Genomic DNA, 25,059 nt, shown 5'->3' on the forward strand with positions numbered 1-25,059 from the left:
CCTAGCCCTTCTTCTGGTAGGTCCGGGCCACGGTGGCCGCGAAGTCCTGCGATTGGCGCAGCGCGTCCTCGACGCTTTGGCTGCCGGCGATGGAGGCGGAGATCTGCTGCGCCACCCGGGTGCCGAGGTCCTGGAATTCTGGGATCCCCACGAACTGCAGTCCGGTGTAGGGCACCGGATGGATCATGGATTTGTCCTGGGTGGCATTGCCCATGGCCTTCAGCGTCGGTGTCGCGTAGTCCTCGGCGATCGAGGCGTATTCGGGAATCTCGTAGGTGGATTTGCGGCTGCCCGGGGGCAACCGTTCCCAGCCGATGGAGTTGCCGACCAGCTTCAGGTAGTCCTTATTGGTCATCCAGGCGATGAAGTCCCATGCGGCCTGCTTCTTCCGGCTGGTTTGCGGGATGGCCAGCGCCCAGGTGTAGAGCCAGCCGGCCGACTCGGTCTCCTTCACCGGCGCCAGGGCATAGTTGGTCTTTCCGGTGACCTTCGACGAGGACGGGTCCTCGATGGAGGAGACCATCGCCGTGGCGTCGTACCACATGGCCGCGTTGCCCTGGGAGAACCGGGTGATGCAGTCGCCGTACCCCGAGGTCGCCGCCCCGGGTTGGCCGTAGCTGCGGACCAGGTCGACATATCCGGCCACCGCCTCATGGACCTCGGGGCTGTCCAGGGTGGCGTTCCAGTCCTCGTCGAACCAGCGCCCGCCGTAGGTGTTGATGACGGTGTCCAGCGGCGCCATCACTTCGCCCCATCCGGCCAGCCCGCGCAGGCAGATCCCCGAGAAGCCCTTCTGCGGCGCGTGCAGTTCCTTCGCGAATCCGCGGATCTGTTCCCAGGTCGGTTGTTCGGGCATGCTCAGCCCCGCTTTCTCGAAGAGGTCTTCGCGGTAGACCACGAACGAGGACTCCCCGTAGAACGGGACCGAGTACTGGCTTCCCTGATGGGTGAGCGACTCACGGATGGTCGGAATGAAATCCTGGGCGTCGTAGCCCTGGGTCTGTTCCATATAGGGACCCAGATCGGTGATCCACCCGTTCTCGGCCCACATCGGAGTCTCGTAGTTGGAGATCATCACGACGTCGAACTCCCCGCCTTCGGTGGCGACGGAGGCGGTGATCTTCGCGCGGGCCTCGTTTTCCGGAAGCGAAACGAAGCGGACGTCGATGCCCGGATGCTTGGACCGGAAGTCATCCATCAAGGAGATCGCGTCGTTCATCTGCGGGTTGGAGACGATGGCCACGATCAGGCTGGTCTTCCCACCCGCCGTCGCCTGTCCCGAGCAGGCGCTGAGCCCCGCAGCGGCCACGGCACCGATCCCGGCGCCCATGAATCCCCGGCGGCTGAGGGGAAAATCCCGTATCGCCATTATCTGCTCCTCGCTCGAGCGACCGCTTCGCTCATGTGATAACCATCAAGTGCTCATTTGTTATGTGACTCTAGTCATATAAGATCATTTGAGCAAGACATTCAACTCACATGAGTCGGACCCGAGGGAGTGCCGACCTAAACGAAGGAATCCACCCCATGCCCGAACGGCACGAGGAAATGTTGGCGCAGATCGCCAGCGAGTACTACCTCGAAAACACCTCGAAGGTCGAGATCGCCAAAACCCACGGGATCTCCCGCTTCCAGGTCGCCCGCTATCTTGATGAGGCACGCCACGAAGGCATCGTGCAGATCACCATCCGTCGCCCTGCAGCCGTACCCGTCGAAGAAGCGGAACTGGCCCGCGCCCTGGGCATCACGTCGGTGACCATCGCTCCGACCCCGACGGGAGCCCTCGACGAACGCGACCGACTGGCCCGTGCGGCAGCAGCAGTCGTCGCCGGGGTCGTCACCGAGGGGTGCCGACTGGGGGTCTCCTGGTCGCGCACCTTGCAGGCCATGGCCGGCCACCTGCCAACACTGCCCGGTTGTGACGTCGTCCAGCTCGCCGGCTCCATCACGGTCACCGGCGGCAGCGGTTCGGGGGCGCTGATCCATCGGCTCGGGGCAGCAGCCGGTGGCCGGACCTGGCCCCTGCCGGCCCCGCTCATCCTTGAAACGGCCGAGACGGCAGCGAGTCTGCGCCGCCAGCCGGAGATCTCCGACGCCCTGAAGGCGGCAGAGGACCTCGATGTCGCCGTCGTCGCCCTGGGCGATTGGGTCCCCGGGAAGTCAACCGTCTATGAACGCCTCTCCCCCACCCAGCGTCAGGCCGCCACCGCGGCGGGCACCGTCGCCGAATGCTCGGGCCGACTGCTGGCCGCCGACGGTTCAGCGGCCGCGGCAGGGGTCGATGATTGTGTCATCGCCGTCTCGCTGGCCCAGCTGAAAGCCACCCCGCAAGTCGTGATGGTCGCCCCCAGCCCGGACGGTGTCGCGGGGGTCCGCGCTGCGGTGGCCGCCGGAATCGTGAACCATTTGGTCCTCGGCCCATCACTGGCCCACGCCCTGGCCACGGAACTTGACCTGATTGAAGCAACCGCGACGGAGGATCCAGCATGAGCGACGTCGTCGTCGGCATTGATTCCTCGACCCAGTCCTGCAAGGTGCTGGTCCTGGATGCTGCCACCGGGGCCGAATTGCGCTCGGCCAAGGTGGCCCACCCCGATGGGACCAGCATCGATCCGCGGATCTGGGCCGCCGCCCTGCACCGCGCCTGGAAAGAAGCAGACCCGGCGGGGGCGGGTACGGTCATCGGCGTCGGGCTGGCCGCCCAACAACACGGCATGGTCGCCCTGGACGTGGCCGGGGAACCGGTCTTCGATGCGCTGTTGTGGAACGACACCCGCAGCGCTCCCCAGGCCGCGGCCATGGTCTGCGACCACGGGGCCGATTTCTGGGCCCGGGAGGTCGGATCGGTGCCGGTGGCCTCCTTCACCCTGACGAAGCTGGCCTGGCTGGCTCGGAACGAGCCCGAAGCCGCGGCACGGGTGCACCGCGTGGTGCTGCCCCACGATTATCTGAACCACGTGCTCACGGGCAGCTGGTTCACGGATCGCTCCGATACCAGCGGCACCGCCTATTACCACCCTGCTACCGGATACCTCCCCGAACTGCTGACCGAATATTTCGGTCGCACCCCCGAGCTACCCGAGGTGATCGCCCCGGACGCCGTCGGCGGCCAACTCCTGCCCGAGTTCGGGGCCGACGGGGCGGTCGTCTCGGCGGGCGCCGGCGATAATGCCGCAGCCGCCCTGGGCCTGGGGCTGCAATCCAGGGAAATTGCGGTGTCCATCGGCACCTCGGGCACCGTTTTCGCCTCCGTGCCGGATCGCCCCACCGCGGACCCCACGGGGGCGGTGGCCGGATTCGCCGACGCCACCGGCGGCTACCTCCCCTTGCTCGCGGTGATCAATTCGGCCCGGGTGATGGCCACCACCGCCGAACTGCTCGGCGTTGGGCTGGCTGAATTCGACCAGCTCGCCTCCTGTGGGGACCCGTTGGCCGGAGGACTGAACCTCATGCCCTATTTCGATGGCGAACGCACGCCAAACCTTCCGGGAGCCACCGGGAGCCTGACCGGAATGAGCCGGGCCTCGTTGACCCGGGAGAATCTGGCCCGATCCTCCGTCCTGGCCGTGATGAACTCGTTGGCCGATGCCGCCGAAGCCCTCTCCGAGGTGTCCCGACCGGCCCAACGGGCCCTACTGATCGGCGGTGGCGCCCGCTCGGCATCCTTGCGGGCGGTGGCCCCCGAACTGCTGGGAATCGACGTGGACGTCCTGGAAGCCGGCGAATACGTGGCACTCGGGGCCGCCCGCCAGGCGGTGTGGTCAGCGACGGGCGAACTTCCTGCCTTCGAACGCCGGATCGAGACCCGACTCAGCCCCTCCGGAGCCGGCTGGGGCGCGCAATCCCGCAACCTCTACGCCACCGAACGCACCCGCCTCTACGGGGTGTAGGCCCCTCGTCGAGGCAGTAGCAGGGAGTTGGAGTCCTACGTCCAGCCATCCGCGCGCAAGGTGCGCAACAAAGCCAGCGCCCCGCCGTCGTCCAGGATGGCCAGCGCCTCCAGGTAGGGCCGGGTGAACTCCTCCTGGTCGGCCAGATCGCCAAAGAGTTCCCGGTCGCGCAGGAACGCCAACGGGTCCTGATCCTGGGCGGCCGCCGCCGCCAGGACCCGGTCGCGGAGCCGGTCCACGACCTCGATGGGTTGCCCGGCCTCGTCCACGCCGCGGGCGTAGCGGGCCCAGGAGGCGACGATCGCGGCGCTGAGGCGCACCGCACCGCCGTCGGACAGGTTCGCACGGATCACGGGGACCAGCCAGGTGGGGATCCGGTCGGAGGATTCGGCGGCCAGACGGGCCAGGGTGTCCTGGACCTGTTCGTTGGCAAACCGTTCGATGAGTTCGTGCCGGTACGCGTCCAGATCGATCCCCGGCACGGGCTGGAGGGTGGGGGTGGCTTCGCGTTCCATATAGGCGAGGAGGAACTCGACGAGCAGCGGGTCGGAGCAGGCCTCGTGGGCGAAGCGGTAGCCCGCTAGATAACCGAGGTAGGCGATGCCCTGGTGGCTGCAGTTGAGCAGGCGCAGTTTCATCAGCTCATAGGGTTCGACGTCGTCGACCAGCTGGACTCCTACCGACCCCCAGTCGGGGCGCCCGGTGGGGAAACTGTCCTCCAGGACCCATTGAATGAAGTCCTCGCAGACCACCGGCCAGGCGTCTTGAACCCCGTATTCGGCGGCAATGGCAGCCCGGTCGGCCTCGGTGGTGACCGGGGTGATCCGATCGACCATGGAGTTCGGGAAGGGCACCTGCTCGGCCACCCACGCCCCGAGCTCCGGATCCTTCAACCGGGCAAAGGTGGTGAAGACCTTCGCGGCCAGATGCCCGTTGCCTTGGATGTTGTCACAACTCATCACCGTGAACGGTTCGATCCCGGCGGCTCGGCGGCGACGCAGGGCCTCGGTGACGAACCCGAACGTGGTGGTTGGCACGGCCCCCTCGGCCAGATCCGCGGCGACGGCTGGGGTGGTGGCATCAAATTCCCCGGTGGAGGGGTTGTAGTTGTAGCCGCCCTCGGTCACGGTGAGCGACACGATCCGCACCATCGGGTCGGTGAGCTGCTCCAGGACCAGCTCGGGTTCGTCCGGGGCATAAAGGTAACGGGCGATGGAACCGATGACCCGGGCATCACGGGTTCCGTCGGGGGCCTTGGCCACCAAGGTATACAGCCCGTCCTGGTCGGACATGACATCGCGCATGCGCTGGTCGTGGGGCATGAGCCCAACCCCGCAGATGGCCCAGTCCAGGTCCTGACCCGCGTTCATCAGCGCGTCGAGATACATCGCCTGGTGGGCCCGGTGGAATCCTCCGACGCCGAAATGCACGATGCCGATCCGTCGTTGCCCCAACGGATACCCGGGCACGGAGACCGGGTCCTTCAGTACGGGCAGGGCCCCGGCATTCAGACGAGTCATGATGTGCTCCGATCGTGATGTAGCTAACAATCAAGAGCATAACATATGAGCATCTCACCATACTCAAATGAGCATACGAGTGAAGGGTGGCCCACTTGCTAGGGTGGGGCTTCGTGAACAGCTCAGATCCTTCCCGCGGTAATTCGGTGTGGCGCGCCCCCGGAATGCCGGCATTGCTGTCCCTGACGGCCGCCGGATTCGCCGGATTCGCCGCCCTGCTACCCATGGCCCCGCTGTGGGCCGTCCGCGGCGGCGCCGACGAGGCCGGATCCGGCCTGGTCAATGGCGCACTGCTGCTGACCACCGTCCTGACCCAGGGGTTCGTCCCCCGGCTGCTCCAGCGTCTGGGCACTGGTCGCGTTCTGGCTGCCGGCCTGCTGCTGCTCGGCGGACCGTCCCTGCTCATGCTCCTCTCCGACCAGCTCGGCTGGATCCTGGCCCTGTCACTGATCCGTGGGGTGGGGTTCGGGATCCTGACGGTCACCGGTTCCGCGGCGGTGGCCCACCTGGTGGCACCGGCGAGGCATGGTGCCGCCATCGGCGCCTACGGCGCGGCGATCGCAGTACCCCAACTGCTCCTGCTGCCTGCAGGACCCTGGTTGGCCGACACGATCGGCTTCTGGACGGTCTTCGCCCTGGGGACCCTGCCGCTGCTGGGCATCGTGGCGGCCCCGCGACTGGCGCTGGCCCTACGTGAACGCGAAGCCGAGCAATCCCGTCGCCGCCCGGCCCCGGCGACCCCGGCCGAGGAGAACACGACGACCGGGAAGCGACGGGCCCCCCGGCTTCCGGGCGGACTGCTCCGTCCCATGCTCCTGCTGCTGGCCGTCACCCTCGCCGGTGGGGCACTGATCACCTTCGTCCCGCAGATGAGCTCCTCGCCCGCCGCGACGACCGGGGGACTGGCCCTGCTCACCGCGACCGCGGCCCTCAGCCGGTGGCGTCTGGGCGCCTGGGCCGACCGGCACGGGACGAAGGCCTTCCTGTGGCCGCTGGTCCTGCTCACCGCCATCGGGCTCGTGCTTGCAGCCTGGGCCGTGAAGGATCCCGACGCGACCCGCGTCCCCCTGCTGCTGGTGGCCATGACGATCATCGGCATCACCTACGGAGGCCTGCAGAACCTCACGTTGCTGCTCTCCCTCTCGGCGGTGAGGCCCTCCCAGTACGGGACGGCGAGCGCCGTCTGGAACATGGGCTTTGATGCCGGAACCGGTCTGGGATCGGTGCTCGTGGGAGCCCTGGCCGCAGGGCTGTCCTTCCCCATCGCCCTGTTGGTGGCCGCCGGAATCTCGCTGGCCACTCTGCCTCTGGCGCTCATGCGCCAACGGGCGGCTCCTTCGGCCTAGGCTCAGGGGATGAAGAACACCGAGAAGGCGGCCGCAGAAGCCCGCAAGGCAGCTCGCAGCGAGTGGTTCGAACGCGCGGCCCGACTCGGCTACGTGGCCAACGGGGTGCTGCACGGCATGCTGGGCCTCCTGGCGTTGAACGTGGCCTTGGCGCGTGGCGGGGACGCCGACCAGTCGGGCGCCATGAGGGCACTCTCCGCGCAACCCGGGGGCGGGATCCTGATCTGGCTCTGCTTCCTGGGCTGCCTCCTGCTGGCAATCTGGAGCCTGACCCAGGCCGTCGTTCCCAGCCACAAGGGTGCCGGCTTCATCGTTAAACAGGCGGGCACCGGCGTCGTCTTCGCGGCCATCGGCACCACGTTCGGCAGCTACGCCCTCGGCGCCGGAAAGGACTCCTCCCAACAGAGCACGTCCATTTCGGCCACCCTGATGTCCTCACCCGCCGGAAGCGTCGCCCTGATCATCGCCGGTCTGGTCGTCATCGGCGTCGGGATCTACTTCATCTACTCCGGCGTGGCCAGAAAGTTCACCAAGAGCCTGCGCCGGCCCTCCAGCCCCACGGTGCAGCGCACCCTGATGATCCTGGGCACCGCGGGTTACGTGGCCAAGGGGCTGACTCTGGCCGCGCTGGGACTGCTGATCGTCGTCTCCACGGCACAACACGACCCCGAGGACTCCACCGGACTGGACGGGGCCCTGAAGGCAGTGCGCGATCAGCCGTTCGGGTCCTTCGCCCTCATCGCGATCGCCGTCGGCCTGCTGGCCTACGCCCTCTTCTTGTTCATGCGCTCGCGCTATGACGAGATGAAACAGGGTGCCGGGCTCTAGGAGCGCATCAGGTTGCGCCGCTCGATCGCCGGGCAGGCATCCATGACCACATCCAGCCCGGCAGCCGTGGCGCGGGCCGCAGCGGCCTCATCGACGACCCCGACCTGCAGCCATACGGCCTTCGCGCCGATCTCGATGGCCTGGTCCACGACCGCTCCGACCCGCTGCGAGTTCACGAAGCAGTCCACGACGTCGATGGTCCCGGGGATCTCGTCGAGCCGGGTGTAGCCCCGCTCCCCGTGGACGGTGTCCCCCTTCAGCGAGACCGGGACGATGTCCATGCCCAGGTCATCACGCACGATCCGCGCCACCCCGACGGCGGCTCGCATCGGATTATTGGACAGACCGACGATGGCCCAACGGGCCGGGGTGGTGAGCAGACGCCGGATGGTGTCCGGATCGTTGATGTGGTGCTGGCGCAGCTGTGGACCGTCGGTCCCGCCATCACCGAGTACCGGCTCGCGCAGCACCGGTTCGGAAAGCACCGGATCGGACACGTTCAGGACCGGCTCAGTGGTGCGCAGCTGCGGATCGGTGGTGCCCAACGGTGGTCCTTCGACCTCGGGAACCTCCGGTTCAACGACGGCTCCGCGACGGCCGGTCCCCGCAAGGTCGAGACCTGGCGGTGCCGATTCCCCGGGGGTGGACGGCGGACGGACCGGTGCCGCGGGGATGTCGACATCGGCAATATCGGCCTCCGGGATATCGGCTGCGGGGATCTCCAGATCGGGGATCCCTGCCAGCTCGGCATCGGACGGTTGGTTCTGCGGTGCTGGTTCCGTCATGGCCACCACCCTACAAGGCCCGTCGACGCCCGTCAGCCCACCGGGGTTGCCTGCTGCGTGGCCGCTGCCGAGCAACCGGAGAAAGCTCCCCGGTAGACGGCGGCCGGGTGGTTGTCTTCCAGAGTGGCGCCCCGGCCGAAGACCTTTTCCCGCAGGGTGCCGGGCGCGTACTCGCTTTGGGCCAGACCGCGGGCCCGCAACTCCGGCAGGACCCCCTCGATGAAGTCGGTATAGGAGCCGGGAAGTATCTGGTTGACGATGTTGATCCCGTCGATCCCGGCGTCCTGCCAGCGCTCGAGTTCGTCGACGATTTGTTCGGGGGTCCCCGAGATCTGTTGTGCTTTCGCCCGCGAGCGGGCCAGATCCCCCACGGTCGGCTTTCCGCCGGGCACCGAGGCGATGACCGCTTCGAGGATTCCGCGGGCCCCTTCGGTTTCGATATCGCCCAGCGGGGTGTCCAGGTCCAGGCCCCCCAGGTCCACGCCGATGCCCCCGCCGATATGGGCGATCAGGGCGTGGGGGTCCAGGTAGTCGTCGTACTCCGCCTCCTTGCGCCGGACCTCGGCCTCGGTGCTGCCCACCACGAAGGACAGTCCTGCGAAGATCTTCGCGTCCCCCGGTGACCTGCCCGCTTCGGCCTCCAGCGCCCGGATGGCCGTGGCTTGTTTGCGCACGTAGTCGGTGGTCGGGGCGAACAGGAACGTGGCCTCGGCATGGGTGGCAGCGAAGGCCTTGCCTCGCGGTGAGCTGCCGGCCTGGAAGAGGAACGGGGTGCGCTGCGGGCTCGGCGAGGACAAATGCGGGCCTTCGATCGAATAGCGCGGGCCCTGGTGGTGGATCTTATTCACCCGGGCCGGATCGGCATAGCGACCGGTCTGCTTATCGGCCAGCACAGCCCCATCCGCCCAGGAGCCTTCCCACAACTTATAGACCGCCGCCACGTACTCCTCGGCCCAGTCATAGCGGTCCGCGTGGGCGGCCAGGCCCGTCGCCCCGAAGTTGCGGTGGGAGTTCTCCAACACGCTGGTCACGATGTTCCAGGCCACCCGGCCACCCGAAAGGTGGTCCAGGGTGGAGAACTGGCGGGCCATCTGGAACGGGTCGGACTGCACCACCGAGCTGGTCAGCGCCAAGCCGATCTGAGAGGTCGTCGCGGCCAGCGCGGAGGCCAGCACCAGAGGGTCATTGGAGGGAACCTGGAGACCCTTCTCCACCAGGGAGGCCCACCCGCCCTCATGGTTGCCGTAGAGGCCCGCCACGTCGGCGAAGAACAGGGCATCGAATTTTGCGTCCTCGAGTTGGCGGGCCAGATCCACCCAGAGTCCGAGTTCGTTATAGCGGTGCTGTTGCGCCTCGGGGTGGCGCCACTGGCCTCCCAGGATATGGCTGGGGGTGTTCATCAAAAAGGCGCTCAGCAGCAGGCGCGGGCGTTGGTTGGTGCTCATGCTCGGGTGGTGTCCTTCGGAGTCGTGGTGGCTTCGCCGATGCTGTTCAGGCCGATGGGGATGGTGGCGTTGATATGGAAGTCACCGACGGAGCGGGCCTTGAAGGCCGCCGGGTTGTGGGTGGCCACGGTGCGGGCGTTGCGCCAGTGCCGGTCCAAGGATTTTCCGCGGCTGGTGGCGGAGGCCCCGGTCACGTCGAAAAGGGCCCCTGCGGCATCGAGGACCAGCGGCGGGACAGTCACCTGGGCTTTCTGCACGGCGATTTCCGCGCGCAGGAACGCCGCTTCCGTGTCCAGGGCCACAGCCGGATCGACGGCGGCGTCCAGGTCGCGGGCCGCTGCAGCAACCACTGCTTCGGCGGCATAGACCCGTGCGGCGAGGGTGCCGACGTGTTCCTGGATCTGTGCGTCATCGCGGAAGAGTCCGCCGGAGCCGGTATTGAACGTGCGGGTGCGGGCGGCGACGAGTTCGGAGGCGTCGCACAGGGCGGCCCGGCCGATCCCGGCCAGCACGGCCAGCAGGACCAGTTGGAAGAACGCCGGTTCCAGCGTGCTGGTGACCTTGCGGGAAATGATGTTTGCAGACTCGACGGCCACGTTGTCGAAGATCGCGGTTCCGGTGCCGGTCAACGGTTGGCCGAAGCCGTCCCAGTCATCGTGGATGGTCACCCCGTCGGCCCCGACCGGAACGACGGCGTACTGCCGGCCTTCGACACCTTCGGTGCTGGCCATCACGACCACCCAGTCGGCGAAGATGCTGCCGGTGGTGTAGTACTTCGCACCGTTGAGGACCCATCCGCCGTCGTGCTCGCTCAGTTTCGTTGCCGTGGTGCCCAGGGCGTTGCCACCGCGTTCGGTGGCCGCATTGCCGAAGATCTGCCCGGCCAGCACCCGCGGGAACCAGGTGTTGCGGAAGTCCCGCGGCTGCAAGGCGATGGTTTCGACGAAGGAAAAATGTGATCGCAGCAGATGGGCCACGTTGGAATCGGCGGCAGCCAATTCCACCAGCAGCCGGAACAGGTGTTCATGGTTCACCGGGTTCCCGCCGTATTCGGCCGGCACCCGCAAGGTGGTGAAACCGGCCTCCTGGAGGCACCCGACTTGTTCGAAGGGAAGCACATGGTCCTGTTCGCGGGCGACGGCGTCGACGGCGATGGCGTCGAAGACGGGGCGGAAGCGTGCGGCCAGGGCAAGATAGCGGGCTTCGGAGCCCTCCGGCACGGGGGTGTCGAAGGCCGGTGGGGTGGTGGTGGTTTCACTCATGGTCGTTCCTAACTGACGAGGGTATGTTCGGGCTCGGAGACGGGGCAGGCGTCTTGGCGTGCGTCCAGATCCCGCGCACTGGTTTCGGGGGAAAGCAGGGTGGTGACGACGGTGAGCGCGCCGACCGCAACGAAGTAGGCGATGACCCAGATCGGGCTGCCGCCGCCGGCGGCCAGCAGCGCGGTGGCCACCAGCGGGGCCAGGCCACCGCCCAGGACTGAACCGATCTGATAGCCGATGGACACCCCGGAAAAGCGGACCCGGGTGTCGAAGAGCTCGGAGAAGAACGCCGCCTGCGGCCCATACATCGCGTCGTGGCCGATGTTCATGCCCAGCACGACGGTCAGCACGATCAGCACGAAGCTGCCGGTATCGAGCAGCGGGAAGGCGATCAGGGCAACCAGGATGCTGAATATCCCGCCGAAGAGGTAGGTGCGCCGGCGCCCGATCCTGTCCGATACCCAGCCCCAGAACGGGACGGTGACCAGTCCGAGGGCGGAGGCGATGAGAATGGCCTGCAACCCGGTTTCGCGGCTGATTCCGCCCTGGGCCAGGTAGGTCAGGATGAAGACCGTGTAGACGTAGTAGAACGCGTTCTGGGCGATGCGCAGCCCGGTGGTCAGGGCGACTTGGCGGGGATGGGTGCGCAGCGATTCCAGCACCGGGCGGCGGGAGACCTGCTGCGTTTGAACCACCTGTTTGAAGGAGGCGCTGTCCTCGATCCTCAGCCGCACCACCAGACCGACGACGACCAGCAGGATGCTCGCCAGGAACGGCAGCCGCCATCCCCAGGCCAGATAGGCGGCATCCGGCAGGGCTGATTCCAGTCCCAACAGCACCGCCGTGGCCAACAGCATGCCCGCGCTCGGGCCGATTTGGGTGGCGCTGCTGGTCAGTCCGCGGCGTCCGGGGGCGGCGTGTTCGACGGTCATCAGGGCGGCTCCCGCCCATTCGGCACCGTAGCCGATGCCCTGGGCCACGCGCAGGATCAGCAGTAGCGCCGGGGCAATCCATCCGGCAGTGTCGTGGGTGGGCAGCAAACCGATCGCCGTGGTGGCGATACCGGTCAGCAGCAGGGAGGCAACCAGCACGGTCTTGCGTCCGATCCGATCCCCGTAGTGCCCTCCAAGAAGCCCACCAATGGGGCGGGCGATGAACCCGACGGCATAGGTGGCGAAGGCCGCCATGGTCCCGACCAACGGGTCGGCCGGTGCGAAGAACAGCGGGCCGAAGACAGTCGCCGCGGCGAGCCCGTAGAGCACGAAGTCGTAGCCCTCGATCGTGGTGCCGATGAAGCTGGCGACGGCGACGCGTGAACGCATCCTGCGGGTTGGCGGGGTGGGCGTGGTGGTGGTCATGGTGGTTCCTTTCCATCGGTCCCGGCGGAAGCACCTGCCCGAAACGGGTGGTTGCTGCGGAGTCAACGAGCCAGGTCTCTCGTCCGCTCTGGATGGTGGTTCTCGTAGGTGCTGCTAGCTGGTGGCCAGTTGTGCTCCCGCGAGCCGGTAGTCGGCGGCCCGGTGGCTGTCCTTGACCCGGTCCCCGGCGCCGAAGAGCTTCTGGCGCAGGGTCCCCGGCGCGTATTCGGTGGGGTAGGCACCCAGGGCCTGCAGTTCGGGGATGACGAATTCGACGACGTCCTCGAACGTGCCCGGGGTGATGGCGTAGGCGATGTTGAAGCCGTCCACGTCGGTGTCCTCGACCCATTCGACGAGCTTCGCGGCGACCTGGGCCCCGTCACCGACGGTGACCGGGCCGAAACCGCCGACGCCGATCCATTCGGCCAACTGGCGGATGGTCCACGGTTTGCCGTCATCCCCGGAGGCCTTCTTGAACGTCTCCACCGAGGACTGGATGGCATTGGACTTCACGTCCTCACCGATCACGTCGTCAAGGTCGTACTGTGACATGTCGATTCCGGTCCAGCCCGAGAGCAGGGCCAGCGACCCGTTGATGTCGGCGTAGGAGGCATAGTCGGCGTATTTGTTCTGCGCCTCCTCGTCTGTGGCAGCGGTGATGATCGTCTGCATCGTGTAGATCTTCACGTCGTAGCGGTCGCGGCCGGCGGCCTCGACATTGTCCCGGATCCTCCGCACGGTGTCGGTGAGGATTTCTTTGGTCGGACTATTCACGAAGACGGATTCGGCGTTCGCCCCCGCGAATTCCAGGCCGCGCGGGGAGGCACCGGCCTGGTAGATGACCGGGGTGCGCTGCACCGAGGGTTCGGTGATGGCAATGCCCGGGACCTTGAAGTACTTGCCCTCGTGGCCGATCTCGTGGACCTTCGACGGGTCGGTGTAGACCCCCGATTCCCGGTCGCGGAGAACGGCGTCGTCCTCCCAGGAACCCTCGAGCAGCTTATAGACCACTTCGAGGTACTCATCGGCGTGGTCGTAGCGTTCGTCGTGTTCCATCTGGTCTTCCTGGCCCATGTTCCTGGCTGCCGAGGGCAGGTATCCGGTCACCACGTTCCAGCCGAGGCGGCCGTTGGTCAGGTGGTCCAGGGTCGCCAGTCGGCGGGCGAACGGGTAGGGGTGTTCGTAGGCGGTTCCGGCGGTGACCCCGAAGCCGAGGTTCTCGGTGACGGAAGCCATCGCGGAGACCAGCAGGAACGGGTCGTTGACCGGGACCTGGGCGCCGGCGGAGAGCGGGGTGGAGTTGGTGGATCCGTAGACGTCGTAGGTGCCCAAGACGTCCGCGATGAAGATCCCGTCGAACAGCCCCTTCTCCAGCGTCTTGGCCAGTTCGGTCCAGTAGCCCAGTTCCTTATAGCGCCACGCCTGGTCCTGCGGATGACGCCACAGCCCCGGCGATTGGTGGACCACGCAGTTCATGTCGAAGGCGTTCAGGCGGATCCGGCGGCGTGCTGGTGTGGTGCTCATTTTTCTCCTTCAGGGGTCTTGAGGTCGCCGACGGCGCCGAGTTTGCGCGGCGTCGCGGCGTTGACCTCGTAGTCGCCGACGATGCGGGACTTGTACATGGCGGGGTTGTGGGTGGCTATGGTGCGCGCGTTGCGCCAGTGGCGGTCCAGATTGCAGGCGGTGGAGGTCGCCGAGGCGCCGAGGCCGTCGAAGAGCTTACTGGTCGCCTCGAGCACGAGTGGTTGGATGCTCGTCTGGGCCCGGTTGGCGGCCAGCTCACTGACCGCGTACTGCTCCGCGGGGCTCAGCCCCGGTTGGCCGATCACCGATTCGAGTTCGGCGATGGCGGCCAACAGGATCGCGTCCACGGCACAGGCGGTCGCCGAGATCTCTCCGATGACCTGCAGGACCTGGGGTTCATGCCGGGAGGGGACGCCGGTTCCGGTGGTGAAGGCGCGTTCACGCAGTTGGGTGTGGGCGCGGGCGTCGGCGAGGACCGCCCGGGCGATACCGGCCTGGACGGCGAGCAGTACCAACTGGAAGATGGCCGATTCCGGGTGGACGTCCAGCACCTCGGGGTCCAGGAGCGTATCCACGGGAACCCGGGCGAATCCGGTGGTCCCGGTGCCGGTGAGCTGTTGGCCGAATCCGTCCCAATCGTCGTGGATGACCACCCCCGAATGCTGGGTGGACACCACCGCGACGTGGCGTCCTTCAACCGCTGGCGCCATGGCGGTGACCGCCACCCAGTCGGCGAAGATCGTCCCGGTGCAGTAGTACTTCTGCCCCGTGAGCATCCAGCCGGCCTCGGACTGTTCGACGGCGGTGTTCAGGTGGCCCAGGTCGTTGCCGCCGCGCTCGGTGTAGGCGTTGCCGACGATCTGCCCGGCGACGAAGCGGGCGAACCAGCGCGCCTTGACCGCCTCGTCGTGGAGCAGCAGCACCGATTCGACGAAGCCGATATGGGCCCGCAGCAATTGGGCGATCTGCGAGTCGGCCTCCCCCAGCTCGATGAGCAGGCGGAAGGAATCAACCAGCGAGGCGCCGAAGCCGCCGACCTCCCGGGGGACCCGCAGGGCACCGAAGCGGGCCTGGTTGAGCCAGCCGACCTGTTCAAAGGGCAGGATCCGCCGGGCATCTCGGTCGGCGGCGCCATCGGCGATGCTGGCGAACACGGGTCTGAAGACCGCCGCGAGTTCGTCGTAGTGTCCGTCGGCGGGCACGCCGGGGGTCAGTTTGATCAGGTGTCGCGGGGTCGCTTCGTCGATCGGCAGGGCAGCCACAGAACATCACTCCATCGGTTCCGGCGTGAGCACCTTCCTCCCGACGGATCGGGAAGGGGTTGCTGCGGCGTCATCGAGCCAGATCTCTCGGCCGCTCTGGATGGTTGTTGTCTCCATTGGGCCACATCATGGGCCCTCAGCGCCACCGTTGGAGTCAACGGAAACCACTTTTCCGGGGTGTTTCAGCCCAGGTTCCGAGCCCCAGGCAATCCAAGCAACATCGAATATTTCCGTTATTTGCACGGGTTCTGGACACGAAAGTTCAATCCGGGCACCTCGCAGGAAACATCAATGAAATATTTCGCAACGCGTCGTGTGAAGTTGCTTCTTCTGGTGCCGGTGGCCTTTAGTGGAAAGGTACCCATCCCGAGCGGCCGAGAGATCTGGCTCCGTGACGCCGCAGCAACCACGCCGAACAAGGCCCCGCCACCCCGCGGAACCCGTCACCGGCGAAGGTGCTTCCGCCAGGAACGATGGAGCTGAGTTCATGAGCATTGCCCCGACCCGTACGACCGACGCACAGCAGACCCGCCTCGGGGGCTCCGTCTCCCCGAAAGCCCACGACAAACGCATTCGTTCCCAAGGGACGTGGCAGGGATCCATGCGGACGAAGATCCGGATCCGGGCCTTCGGCTTCGAAGTGGACGAGCCCGAACCCGTTGGCGGGACCGATACCGCCCCCACTCCCATGGAATACATGGTCGGCGCAGTCAACGCATGCCTGGGCGTGGTGGTCGAACAGATCGCCGAGGAACTGCAGATCGGTCTCGAAGCCATCGAGACCTATTGCCTGGCTACCCAGGACACGCGCGGATTCGCCGGTACCGCCGATGTCCAGCCCTTTTTTCATTCCTGCCGGATCGCCGTCCACGTCCAGACCGGAGAACAAGATGCCAGCCGGTTGGACCAGCTGACGACGTCCGTGGAATCACGTTGTCCGGCGCTGACCCTGATCCGCGCCGCCGGCGTTGTCGTGGATCTCCGCTGGCATTTCGCGGAGTTGATCGATGTCGACGCTCCTGAAAGGGAATGCAACAACGCGGATGCCCTCTCTCGCGGTCTCGACTCGCGGTCCCGAAAGGTGGAGCAGTGACATCGGCGGGCGCATGGACCATCGGCTTAGCCGTGGGCTATACGGCTCTTTTGCTCTTTGGCGGCCGCTGGTCCCGCGTGCGCGCAGGGCGTCCCGGCGGACAGGGCTTCTTCGATGGCGGCCGTTCCTTCAGCCCTTGGACCGTCGCCTTCTGCATCACGGGGATCTTCTCGGGCTCTTCATATATTTCCATCATGGAACTCAGCTATCGGACCGGGATTTCCGCTGCCTGGTACGGAGTGGCCGAAACGGTGCAAATTCTGCTGATCGCCTTGTTGCTGGTGAAACCGCTGCGGGAGAAGCTCGTCGTGACGGTCACCGGCATCATCGGTGATCGGTTCGGTCGGGCGGCTAAAGCCATCGCGGGCGTCATTACGGCGGTCACTTTCCCCATGTGGTCGGTGGCCACAACGATCGCCTTCGCCTCGGCTTTGACGGCGTTCACCGATTTGCCGCTGCAATGGACGGTCACTGCGACCGCGCTGCTTCTGTTGGTTTTTCTCTGGTCGGGCGGCATGAGGTCCGTGGCATTCAATCAGACGTTGAACTGCCTGGTCTTCGTCGTCATGCTCGTCATCGCGGGCTTCGTAGTGTTGTCGAATCCCGGCCCCGGCGGTTGGCAGGAATTGGCAGCCACCCGTCCGGCGATGGTCGACCCCGGAAATGCCGGGCTGTCCCTCATCGTCGCCTGGTTTGGGACATTCATCGTCAATGTGCCGCTGGCGCAGGCTGCCTTCCAAATGACCATGTCCTGCCGCTCTCCGCGTGACGGCCAGAAGGGCCTGTATGCGGCAGCCCTCTTCGGGATCCCCTTCATCGTCCTCGGTGCCCTGGTGGGGACCTCCGCAGCCATTGCGGTTCCCGACCAGGAACTTGGCCTCGTGGCTGTCCCCTATTACATCAGCGAGACCCTGCCGGCGCCGCTGGTCGGCCTCTTCTTCCTTGGCGTCTGGGCCTGCGCCATGGGCTGGGCGGGGCCATGCCAGTTTTCCGGAGCCACGTCCCTGGGCCGTGATGTCGGCAGCGCATTACGCCCCAAGGCCACCGAACAAGATCTGGTTCGCTACACCCGGTACTCCTTGGTTGCCCTGACGGCCTTGATGATCCTTTACGGGATCCTTCGCACCGAGCAGGCTGCCTGGTGGAACGTCCTTGCCTGGACCTTGCGCAACGGGGCCACGTTGGCGCCGGTTCTCGCGGTCTTCCTTTGGCCGTTGGCCAGCCGTCGGGCAGTACATGCAGCCATGCTTTCCGGGTTCCTTGCCGGCATTGCCTGGAACCAGCTCTCGGGCTGGTCCGCCACAACGTTCTTCGCAGGAATCCATCCCGTGTGGGCTGGAATGGGCATCAACCTTGCAGTCATGGTCGTGGTCACGCTGGTGACCGTGCCCTGGGAATCCACCCCGGATCGAAAACGACGAACGGCCGGCATCCGCTACACCGCGGGTGGAACGTTGGTCGCTGCAGCACTGCTGACGTTCGGAGAATGGCTGGGACATTTCGGGCTTCTGGGGCTGGGACTCTTCACCGCCGTGACCCTCTACTCACTGGCGATCTTCAATCTCACCGTAGGAACCACCCGCCGGCAGCACCTGCCCACCACGGAAGAAACCATCCCGGTTTCCGCCTAGGACCCCACCGGTCATCTCCCGGGGGCCGCTACCCACCGCGGGGAAGCCTTACATGGCCCCGCGTCATACTGCCCACCCGATTGGAGCACCCATGACCAACGTACCGACAATGGACTCCCCCACTGCCGACGCCCAGCTCGATGTCCTGAACGCCGAAGCCGCACGCCTGGACTTCTGGGCCGAGGCCGCGGCACGCCTGGACTGGACCGAACCCTGGCATACGATCCACAGCACTACCGCCGTGGACCCGGTGGCCCGCCGGGGCCCCGAACTACGCTGGTTCGAGGGCGGGAAACTCAATGCGGCGGTGAACTGTGCCGACCGGCATGTCGCCTCCGGCCAGGGGGAGAAGGTCGCCCTGCATTTCGAGGGCGAACCCGGGGACCGGCGCAGTGTCACCTACGCCGAGCTGACCGGCATGGTCAGCCAGGCGGCCCACGCCTTGACCTCCCTGGGCATCGGCGTCGGGGACCGCGTGGTCATCTACCTGCCGGTGCTGGTGGAGACCATTGTCATCACCCTGGCCTGCGCCCGGATTGGTGCGGTGCATTCGCTGGTCTTCGGCGGCTTCTCGGCCGAGGCCCTGCGATTCCGGGTCGAGGACACCGGGGCGAAGCTCCTGGTCACCACCGACGGCCAGTTCCGCCGCGGAACCGCGGTGCCGGTCAAGGCCCACGCCGACGCCGCGGTGGCCGGGGACAACGCCATCGAACACGTATTGGTCATCCGTCGCACCGGCAGCGGGATCGCGTGGACCGAAGGCCGGGACCTGTGGTGGCACGAGGTGGTCGAGAAGCAGCCGCGCACCCACGCCGCCGAGGCCTTCGACGCCGAAACCCCGCTGTTCATCATGTACACCTCGGGGACCACCGGGAAGCCCAAGGGTCTGGTGCACACCACCGGCGGCTACCTCACCCAAGCCTCCTGGAGCCACGAGTTCCTCTTCAGCCATCCGGACCCCGGCCAGCGGGACCTGGACGTGCACTGGTGCACCGCCGACCTGGCCTGGGTCACCGCCCACACCTACGAGATCTACGGACCACTGTCCAACGGTGTCACCCAGGTCCTCTACGAAGGCGTCCCCAACGCCCCGCATCCGGGACGGCACTTCGAGATCATCGAACGTTATTCGGTGACCAGCTACTACACGGCCCCGACCCTGGTGCGCTCGCTCATGGGCTGGTTCCCGGACGGTATCCCCGCCGATCACGACCTCTCCTCCATCCGGATGGCCGGCACCGTCGGGGAGGCCGTGAACCCCGAGGCCTGGCGTTGGCTGCGCACCCAAGTCGGCCGCGATTCCGTGGTTCCCGGTGAGCCCAATGCAGGCATCCCGATGGTCGACACCTGGTGGCAATCCGAAACCGGCGCCACGGTCCTCTCCCCCCGCCCCACCGACATAAGCTTCAAGCCCGGCTGCGGCACCCGCGCACTTCCCGGGGTGGCCACGGACATCGTGGACGAGGACGGCGCCCGGGTCCCGGCGAACGTGCAAGGGAACATCGTGCTCACCGCCACCGGCCCGGCCATGGCGCGTACCGTGTGGGGCGATCCGGAACGCTACTTCACCAGCTATTGGCAGAAGTACGCCGCGCAGGGCTGGTTCCTTGCCGGAGACGGCGCGAAGTACGACGACGACGGCGACATCTGGATCCTGGGGCGCACCGATGATGCGGTGAACATCTCGGGTCATCTGCTCTCGACCATCGAGATCGAATCAGCTCTGGTCTCCCATGCGGGGGTCGTCGAGGCGGGGGTCTGCCCCTCCGTCGATGCCACGACCGGCCATGCGGCAACGGCGTTCGTCGTGCCCCGCGACAAGGCGCTCCTCGGGGGCGGCACCAGTTCCGGGTCGACGCCCTCGCAACTGGCCGCCGCCGCCGATCTGCGCGCTCACGTGGCAACCCAGATCGGCCCGATCGCCAAACCGCGCGACATCGTTTTCGTCCCCGATGTCCCCAAGACACGGTCCGGGAAGATCATGCGCCGGCTATTGACCCAACTGTTCGAAGGATCCGCGTTGGGCGATACGACGAGCCTGCAGAATGAAGAGTGCCTGCCCGCCCTGCAGCGAATTTGTACCGCTGGCTGATCATTCGGTGTCCGACACCGACACCTTCCGCTGGTAGCCGCGCTGGGTCAGGTGGTCACTGACGTCCTCTTCGGTCCAGCAATCGATGTTCTTGATTTCCGGCATGTCGGTGGCCAGGAAGACCGGGTCCAGGCCCTGGGCCCGTTGGGCGTTGTAGTGGCGCAGGAGCTTGAGTGCGGTGGGTGCCAGGATGGTGATCACCACCAGGTTGATCATGGCAATGAAGACCATCGTGACCCCGGCCAGCGACCAGGCCAGGTCAACGGAGATCACGGACCCGAGGAAGACGACGGCGGTGACGGCGAGCGCGAAGAGGGTCCGCACCCGCTTGTTCCGGGTGATGAAGTTGACGTTGGCTTCCCCGTAGGAGAAGTTGCCCAGCACCGAGGTGAAGGCCAGCAGGAACATGATCACCGCCAGGGCGATCGCCGCCCACGCCCCCAGGTTGCCGACCAGGGATTCCTGCACCATCACCAGGCCTTCGCCGCCTTGTCCGAGGTCCGGGAAGGCGATGAGGACGATGAACGCGGTGATCGAGCAGATCAGCAGCGTATCGAAGTAGACGCCCAGCGTCTGGGTCAGTCCCTGCTTGACCGGGTGGCTGACCGAGGCGGTGGCGGCGACGTTGGGGACCGAGCCCATGCCGGCTTCGTTGGAGAGCATGCCGCGCTGGACGCCCTGGACGATGGCGACGCCGATGCCGCCGCCGACGGCTGCCTTGACGTTGAAGGCCCCGTCGACGATCTGGCCGATGACGCGTGGGAGCTCTTCGAAGTTCATGAGCACGATCACGAGGCCGAAGCTGACGTAGATCAGTGCCATCAACGGCACCAGGTTCTGCGCCACGAAGGCGACGCGGCGCATCCCGCCCAGGACGATGGCGGCGGTCATGCCGGCCAGCAGCAGCCCCAGGGCCCAGGGTAGCCAGGTCACGGATTCCGGATCGGTGAAGGTGCCGACCGCGCCGGTGACGGCGTCGACGATGGTGTTGGACTGCAGCGAGGTGAAGGCCAGCGCGAAGCAGAAGATGAACAGGGTGGCGAAGAAGACGCCGAAGCCCCGGCTGCCCAGGCCGCGGTGGATGTAGAAGGCCGGACCGCCCTTATAGGTGTCTTCGCCCCGGGTCTTGTAGAGCTGGGCCAGCGTGGATTCGATGAAGCTCGCGGCGCTGGTGAACAGGGCCATGATCCACATCCACATCACCGCACCGGGCCCGCCGATGAACAAGGCACCCGCAACGCCCGAGACGTTGCCGGTCCCGACGCGGGCTGCCGCGGAGACGATGAACGCCTGGAACGCCGACAGGGACTTCGTGTTGCTGTCCTCGTCGCGTTGCGCTTTTTCCGTGATGGATTTGAACATGGCCGGCAGCATGCGGAACTGGACGGCTTTGGTTCGAAGGGTGAAATAGAGCGCCAGGACGACGACGACGGGCATGCCGATGAAGGTCCACAACCAGCCTTCAGAGGTACCGAGCCAGTCATTCAGGTTCGCGAGAGTCATTGAAAAACCGTATCAGAACCTGTGGCATACATCACCGGCCTAGTGGACGGGTGTCGAATTCCGTCGCACCATCGTGTTCTCGAGCTGGCAGGTGTCGGTGAGCACGATCTCCCCGTTCTCCAACCGCGGGTGGACGGCGTCCTGCAGGGCGCTCATGACCAGCCGGATGAGGGTCCCGTGGGCGACGACCACCAGATCAGCGTCCGGATGCTCCCGGACCAGGCCGACCAACGCGGCCAGCCCCCGGTCGACGACCTCGGCTTCGGGTTCGGCACTGAGCAGTAGTTCGTCGATCCGGGGGCGAGGCATCCCGAGCACCGCCCGGCCTTCGCCCTCGCCGTAGTGGCGTTCCTGGAGCCCCACAACGGGTTCCACCGCCTCGAGACCCAGCGCGGTACCGATCAGCGTGGCGGTCTCCACGGCCCGGCCCAACGGCGAGGAGACCAGGGTGCCCCAGTCGCCGTCATGCTCGGCCAATCGCTCCCCGGCGGCGCGGGCCTGGGCCCGGCCGGCCTCGTTCAGGGGGATGTCGGTCTGCCCCTGAAGACGGCCCTCGGCGTTCCATGCGGTTTCCCCGTGGCGCACCAGCGCAATGCGTGTTCCCATGCACCCATCCTATCCGGGGCCCGCAGCGTGCAGTTTGTTCGGACCGGCCACGAAAAAGCGCCACGTGGCGAAACATTCTTTGATGGAACCCGGAGATTTGTCACGATGGGGGATCGGGAACCTCCCGACCCCACCCCGAAGGAGCCACCACGTAGATGTCCGATCACCGGTTTGGATTCCGTACCCGCGCCCTGCACGCCGGAGGCACCCCCGATGCCGAGCACGGGGCCCGTGCGGTCCCGATCTACCAGTCCACCTCGTTCGTGTTCAAGGACACCGACGACGCGGCCAACCTGTTCGCCCTGCAGAAGTACGGGAACATCTACTCCCGGATCGGCAACCCCACCGTCGCGGCCTTCGAGGAACGCGTTGCCTCCCTGGAAGGGGGCATCGGGGCGGTGGCCACCGCCTCGGGCATGGCCGCGGAGTTCATCACCTTCGCCGCACTGACCGGCGCCGGAGACCATATCGTCGCCTCCTCGAAGCTCTACGGGGGCACCATCACCCAGCTGGACGTGACGCTGCGCCGCTTCGGCGTGGACACCACCTTCGTGGACAGCAACGAGGCGGCCGACTTCGCCGCCGCCCTCCGCCCGGAAACCAAGGCCCTCTACACGGAGGTCGTCGCCAATCCGTCGGGGGACATCGCCGACCTCAAGGGCCTGGCGGCCGTCGCCCGCCAGGCGGGCATCCCGCTCGTCGTCGACTCCACCCTCACCCCGCCGTACATCCTGCGCCCCATCGAACACGGTGCGGATATCGTCATCCATTCGGCCACCAAGTTCCTGGGCGGCCACGGCACGACGATGGGCGGGGTCGTCGTCGAATCCGGCCGCTTCAACTGGGGCAACGGGAACTTCCCGACCCTGACCGAACCGGTGCCCTCCTACGGCAACGTGTCCTGGTGGGGGAACTTCGGCGAATACGGGTTCCTGACGAAGCTGCGCTCCGAACAGCTCCGCGATATCGGTCCTGCCCTGTCCGCCCAGTCGGCCTTCCAACTGCTGCAGGGGGTCGAGACGCTCCCGCAACGCATGGACGCCCATCTGGCCAACACCTCGACGATCGCCGCCTGGCTCGAGGCCGACCCCCGCGTCAGCTACGTGAACTTCGCCGGACTACCTTCCCACCCCCAGCACGAACGGGCGCAGGACCTGCTGCCCGATGGGGTCGGCTCGGTCTTCAGTTTCGGGATCTCCGGCGGGCGCGAGGCCGGAGGCCGGTTCATCGAGGCGCTGCAGCTGGCCAGCCATCTGGCCAATATCGGTGACGCCCGCACCCTGGTCCTGCATCCGGGATCGACGACGCATCAGCAGTTGAACCCCGAACAGCTGGCCGCCGCGGGCGTGCCGGAGGACCTGATCCGGCTTTCGGTGGGGCTCGAAGACGTCGAAGACATCATCTGGGATCTGGATCAGGCACTCACCGCCGCCCAGGCCACCTCCGCCGACGCCGCCGGAGCCGATGCGACCCCAGCAGATAGCGCCGAAGAGATCGGAGTCTTCTCGTGAGCACCGAAACCACCGAGCGCGGATGGATCGGCCCCTCGGCCCCCGAACGGTTGAACATCCTGCGCAACACCCGTTCGATCGCGATCGTGGGGGCTTCGAATAAACCCTCCCGGGCCTCCTATTTCGTGGCGACCTACCTGCTCTCCTCCACCAGCTACACGGTCTACTTCGTGAACCCGGTGCTGGACGAGATCCTGGGCCGGCCGGTCTACGCCTCGTTGGCCGAGCTGCCCGAGGTCCCCGATCTGGTCGAGGTGTTCCGCAAGAACGACGACCTGCCCGGCGTCCTGGACGAGGCCCTCGCGGTCGGGGCGAAAACACTGTGGCTACAGCTCGGCGCCTGGCACGAAGACGTCGCGACGAAGGCCGAAGCCGCGGGAATGAACGTGGTGATGGACCGCTGCGTGAAGATCGAACACGCCCGGTTCCACGGCGGCCTGCATCTGGCCGGTTTCAACACCGGCGTCATCTCCTCCAAACGGCAGGTCCTGGCCTAGAAACTACGACGGCGGCCCTCCCGAAGCCCGGGATGGCCGCCGAGGTCGGCCCCCCTCAAGCATTGATGTCGGTGCCGATCCGCCGGTTGGCCAGCACCGGCAGGAACTGGCGGACTTCCTCCACCCGGCGACGGGTGACGTCGACGGTCGCCAGCGCCTCGGTTTCCTCGCCCAGGAAGGCCACCGGGATGCCCAGCGGATCCAGGATCGCCGAGTGGCCCACGGTGTTCGTCGAGCTCGTCCCGGCGGCAGCCACCCAGACCGTGTTCTCCACGGCGCGGGCCTTGAGCAGGGTCTCCCAGTGGTCGATCTTGTGGTCGCCCTTGAACCAGGCGGCGGCCACGAGGACCACGTCCGCGCCGGCGACCGCCAGACGGCGGGCCACCTCGGGGAAACGGATGTCGTAGCAGGTCATGATCCCCACGTTCAGTCCGCCGATCTCGAAGACGGGGACCGCCTCGACGTCGCCGGATTTGATCCGGCTGGACTCCTGGTAGGAGAAGGCGTCGTAGAGGTGGATCTTGCGGTACGTCCCCAGGATGGCACCGCTGGAATCGATGGTCACCAGCGTGTTGTAAGGCTGGGGGTCTGCACTGGGCTCGTATCCCCCGGCGACGATCGCGACCCCGAATTCGGCGGCCAGGAGCGAGAGCTGCTGGACGAAGGTGCTCCAATCCCGCTCCACGGCGGTGCTCAGATCCCCCTCGACCTTGCGGACCGTGAACATCGTTTCCTCGGGGAAAAGCACCAGTTCCGCACCGGAATCCTTGGCGCGGGCGACCAGGCGGCGAACCACCTGCAGGTTCTCTGCCATTTCGCCGCTGGGTGAGAGCTGTCCAACACTGATCTTCATGGTTTCCGCCTTCCGCTGTGCGTGCCTCCAGCCTACCCATGATCGATCAAAAG

At 66.6% G+C, this 25,059-nt stretch carries 20 protein-coding genes and 2 riboswitches; of the genes, 9 read left to right on the top strand and 11 right to left on the bottom strand.

The window, feature by feature from the left end:
* Window position 1 precedes the first annotated feature (1 nt).
* Window positions 2–1,369: an ABC transporter substrate-binding protein gene (locus ACT3S6_RS13245; protein ID WP_444555344.1), complete on the bottom strand. Its 1,368-nt coding sequence runs from the start codon at window positions 1,367–1,369 to the stop codon at window positions 2–4.
* Between the two features lie 158 nt (window positions 1,370–1,527).
* Here ACT3S6_RS13245 and ACT3S6_RS13250 point away from each other — a divergent pair, with 158 nt between their 5' ends.
* Window positions 1,528–2,490 carry a sugar-binding transcriptional regulator gene (locus ACT3S6_RS13250; RefSeq protein WP_444555345.1) on the top strand — a complete coding sequence of 321 codons (963 nt, stop codon included), beginning with the start codon at window positions 1,528–1,530 and terminating at the stop codon, window positions 2,488–2,490.
* Window positions 2,487–3,890, top strand: coding sequence for an FGGY family carbohydrate kinase (locus ACT3S6_RS13255; RefSeq protein WP_444555346.1), 1,404 nt, complete (start codon window positions 2,487–2,489; stop codon window positions 3,888–3,890). The genes ACT3S6_RS13250 and ACT3S6_RS13255 overlap by 4 nt, the downstream gene beginning before the upstream one ends.
* A 35-nt stretch (window positions 3,891–3,925) precedes the next feature.
* Here the strand turns inward: ACT3S6_RS13255 and ACT3S6_RS13260 are convergent, their stop codons facing one another.
* Entirely contained in the window at window positions 3,926–5,410 is a 1,485-nt protein-coding gene (locus ACT3S6_RS13260; protein ID WP_444555347.1) for a mannitol dehydrogenase family protein, read from the bottom strand.
* A 113-nt stretch (window positions 5,411–5,523) separates the two neighbouring features.
* Between ACT3S6_RS13260 and ACT3S6_RS13265 the strand changes: the two genes are divergently transcribed.
* Together ACT3S6_RS13265 and ACT3S6_RS13270 are read left to right on the top strand one after the other, a co-directional pair.
* The gene (locus ACT3S6_RS13265) at window positions 5,524–6,756 is read left to right on the top strand and encodes an MFS transporter (RefSeq protein ID WP_444555348.1); all 1,233 of its coding nucleotides are present in this window, start codon (window positions 5,524–5,526) and stop codon (window positions 6,754–6,756) included.
* 9 nt (window positions 6,757–6,765) lie between these two features.
* Window positions 6,766–7,584 carry a DUF1206 domain-containing protein gene (locus tag ACT3S6_RS13270; protein ID WP_444555349.1) on the top strand — a complete coding sequence of 273 codons (819 nt, stop codon included), beginning with the start codon at window positions 6,766–6,768 and terminating at the stop codon, window positions 7,582–7,584.
* On the opposite strand, the gene ACT3S6_RS13275 is transcribed toward ACT3S6_RS13270, so the two are convergent.
* The 6 genes from ACT3S6_RS13275 to ACT3S6_RS13300 all read right to left on the bottom strand — a co-directional run bounded on the left by ACT3S6_RS13275 (window position 7,581) and on the right by ACT3S6_RS13300 (window position 15,220).
* The gene (locus ACT3S6_RS13275) at window positions 7,581–8,006 is read right to left on the bottom strand and encodes a CoA-binding protein (RefSeq protein ID WP_444555370.1); all 426 of its coding nucleotides are present in this window, start codon (window positions 8,004–8,006) and stop codon (window positions 7,581–7,583) included. The two genes, ACT3S6_RS13270 and ACT3S6_RS13275, sit on opposite strands and share 4 nt — an antisense overlap.
* 395 nt (window positions 8,007–8,401) lie before the next feature.
* Complete coding sequence (locus ACT3S6_RS13280; RefSeq protein ID WP_444555350.1) at window positions 8,402–9,814, bottom strand: LLM class flavin-dependent oxidoreductase; 1,413 nt, start codon at window positions 9,812–9,814, stop codon at window positions 8,402–8,404.
* Window positions 9,811–11,076, bottom strand: a complete 1,266-nt coding sequence (locus ACT3S6_RS13285) for an acyl-CoA dehydrogenase family protein (RefSeq protein WP_444555351.1) — start codon at window positions 11,074–11,076, stop codon at window positions 9,811–9,813. The genes ACT3S6_RS13280 and ACT3S6_RS13285 overlap by 4 nt, the downstream gene beginning before the upstream one ends.
* 8 nt (window positions 11,077–11,084) lie before the next feature.
* On the bottom strand, window positions 11,085–12,434 hold the full coding sequence (locus tag ACT3S6_RS13290; protein WP_444555352.1) for an MFS transporter: 1,350 nt from the start codon (window positions 12,432–12,434) through the stop codon (window positions 11,085–11,087).
* A gap of 9 nt (window positions 12,435–12,443) precedes the next feature.
* Window positions 12,444–12,533: riboswitch (SAM riboswitch) on the bottom strand.
* 15 nt (window positions 12,534–12,548) lie between these two features.
* Window positions 12,549–13,958, bottom strand: coding sequence for an LLM class flavin-dependent oxidoreductase (locus ACT3S6_RS13295; protein ID WP_444555353.1), 1,410 nt, complete (start codon window positions 13,956–13,958; stop codon window positions 12,549–12,551).
* The gene (locus tag ACT3S6_RS13300; RefSeq protein ID WP_444555354.1) at window positions 13,955–15,220 is read right to left on the bottom strand and encodes an acyl-CoA dehydrogenase family protein; all 1,266 of its coding nucleotides are present in this window, start codon (window positions 15,218–15,220) and stop codon (window positions 13,955–13,957) included. Before ACT3S6_RS13300 ends, ACT3S6_RS13295 begins: the two co-directional genes overlap by 4 nt.
* Before the next feature lie 8 nt (window positions 15,221–15,228).
* Window positions 15,229–15,327, bottom strand: a riboswitch (SAM riboswitch).
* Window positions 15,328–15,707: 380 nt separating this feature from the next.
* On the opposite strand from ACT3S6_RS13300, the gene ACT3S6_RS13305 reads away from it, so the two are divergent.
* The 3 genes from ACT3S6_RS13305 to acs all read left to right on the top strand — a co-directional run bounded on the left by ACT3S6_RS13305 (window position 15,708) and on the right by acs (window position 20,036).
* On the top strand, window positions 15,708–16,313 hold the full coding sequence (locus ACT3S6_RS13305; protein ID WP_444555355.1) for an OsmC family protein: 606 nt from the start codon (window positions 15,708–15,710) through the stop codon (window positions 16,311–16,313).
* Window positions 16,250–17,944 carry a sodium:solute symporter family protein gene (locus ACT3S6_RS13310; protein ID WP_444555356.1) on the top strand — a complete coding sequence of 565 codons (1,695 nt, stop codon included), beginning with the start codon at window positions 16,250–16,252 and terminating at the stop codon, window positions 17,942–17,944. Before ACT3S6_RS13305 ends, ACT3S6_RS13310 begins: the two co-directional genes overlap by 64 nt.
* 91 nt (window positions 17,945–18,035) lie before the next feature.
* Window positions 18,036–20,036 (top strand): acetate--CoA ligase, encoded by a 2,001-nt coding sequence (acs, locus tag ACT3S6_RS13315; RefSeq protein WP_444555357.1) that lies wholly within the window; start codon window positions 18,036–18,038, stop codon window positions 20,034–20,036.
* On the opposite strand, the gene ACT3S6_RS13320 is transcribed toward acs, so the two are convergent.
* Both ACT3S6_RS13320 and ACT3S6_RS13325 read right to left on the bottom strand, forming a co-directional pair.
* Window positions 20,037–21,539, bottom strand: coding sequence for an alanine/glycine:cation symporter family protein (locus ACT3S6_RS13320; RefSeq protein ID WP_444555358.1), 1,503 nt, complete (start codon window positions 21,537–21,539; stop codon window positions 20,037–20,039).
* A gap of 39 nt (window positions 21,540–21,578) precedes the next feature.
* A complete protein-coding gene (locus ACT3S6_RS13325) occupies window positions 21,579–22,145 on the bottom strand; it encodes a histidine phosphatase family protein (RefSeq protein WP_443381974.1) in 567 nt (188 codons plus the stop codon).
* Window positions 22,146–22,300: 155 nt separating this feature from the next.
* Here ACT3S6_RS13325 and ACT3S6_RS13330 point away from each other — a divergent pair, with 155 nt between their 5' ends.
* Window positions 22,301–23,656 (top strand): O-acetylhomoserine aminocarboxypropyltransferase/cysteine synthase family protein, encoded by a 1,356-nt coding sequence (locus ACT3S6_RS13330; RefSeq protein ID WP_443381971.1) that lies wholly within the window; start codon window positions 22,301–22,303, stop codon window positions 23,654–23,656.
* Entirely contained in the window at window positions 23,653–24,153 is a 501-nt protein-coding gene (locus ACT3S6_RS13335) for a CoA-binding protein (RefSeq protein ID WP_443381969.1), read from the top strand. The genes ACT3S6_RS13330 and ACT3S6_RS13335 overlap by 4 nt, the downstream gene beginning before the upstream one ends.
* Window positions 24,154–24,208: 55 nt before the next feature.
* Here the strand turns inward: ACT3S6_RS13335 and ACT3S6_RS13340 are convergent, their stop codons facing one another.
* Window positions 24,209–25,006 carry a carbon-nitrogen hydrolase family protein gene (locus ACT3S6_RS13340; protein ID WP_443381967.1) on the bottom strand — a complete coding sequence of 266 codons (798 nt, stop codon included), beginning with the start codon at window positions 25,004–25,006 and terminating at the stop codon, window positions 24,209–24,211.
* Window positions 25,007–25,059 lie beyond the last annotated feature (53 nt).

It is taken from the genome of Arthrobacter sp. AOP36-C1-22, from assembly GCF_052377515.1.
Taxonomy (GTDB): Bacteria; Actinomycetota; Actinomycetes; order Actinomycetales; family Micrococcaceae; genus Arthrobacter_H.

Coding starts and splice junctions, on each gene's coding strand:
- ACT3S6_RS13290 (WP_444555352.1), bottom strand. CDS start 12,434: ATGACCACCACCACGCCCACCCCGCCAACCCGCAGGATGCGTTCACGC.
- ACT3S6_RS13310 (WP_444555356.1), top strand. CDS start 16,250: ATGCAACAACGCGGATGCCCTCTCTCGCGGTCTCGACTCGCGGTCCCG.
- ACT3S6_RS13245 (WP_444555344.1), bottom strand. CDS start 1,369: ATGGCGATACGGGATTTTCCCCTCAGCCGCCGGGGATTCATGGGCGCC.
- ACT3S6_RS13270 (WP_444555349.1), top strand. CDS start 6,766: ATGAAGAACACCGAGAAGGCGGCCGCAGAAGCCCGCAAGGCAGCTCGC.
- ACT3S6_RS13260 (WP_444555347.1), bottom strand. CDS start 5,410: ATGACTCGTCTGAATGCCGGGGCCCTGCCCGTACTGAAGGACCCGGTC.
- ACT3S6_RS13330 (WP_443381971.1), top strand. CDS start 22,301: ATGTCCGATCACCGGTTTGGATTCCGTACCCGCGCCCTGCACGCCGGA.
- ACT3S6_RS13285 (WP_444555351.1), bottom strand. CDS start 11,076: ATGAGTGAAACCACCACCACCCCACCGGCCTTCGACACCCCCGTGCCG.
- ACT3S6_RS13295 (WP_444555353.1), bottom strand. CDS start 13,958: ATGAGCACCACACCAGCACGCCGCCGGATCCGCCTGAACGCCTTCGAC.
- ACT3S6_RS13325 (WP_443381974.1), bottom strand. CDS start 22,145: ATGGGAACACGCATTGCGCTGGTGCGCCACGGGGAAACCGCATGGAAC.
- ACT3S6_RS13250 (WP_444555345.1), top strand. CDS start 1,528: ATGCCCGAACGGCACGAGGAAATGTTGGCGCAGATCGCCAGCGAGTAC.
- ACT3S6_RS13340 (WP_443381967.1), bottom strand. CDS start 25,006: ATGAAGATCAGTGTTGGACAGCTCTCACCCAGCGGCGAAATGGCAGAG.
- ACT3S6_RS13255 (WP_444555346.1), top strand. CDS start 2,487: ATGAGCGACGTCGTCGTCGGCATTGATTCCTCGACCCAGTCCTGCAAG.
- acs (WP_444555357.1), top strand. CDS start 18,036: ATGACCAACGTACCGACAATGGACTCCCCCACTGCCGACGCCCAGCTC.
- ACT3S6_RS13280 (WP_444555350.1), bottom strand. CDS start 9,814: ATGAGCACCAACCAACGCCCGCGCCTGCTGCTGAGCGCCTTTTTGATG.
- ACT3S6_RS13320 (WP_444555358.1), bottom strand. CDS start 21,539: ATGACTCTCGCGAACCTGAATGACTGGCTCGGTACCTCTGAAGGCTGG.
- ACT3S6_RS13305 (WP_444555355.1), top strand. CDS start 15,708: ATGAGCATTGCCCCGACCCGTACGACCGACGCACAGCAGACCCGCCTC.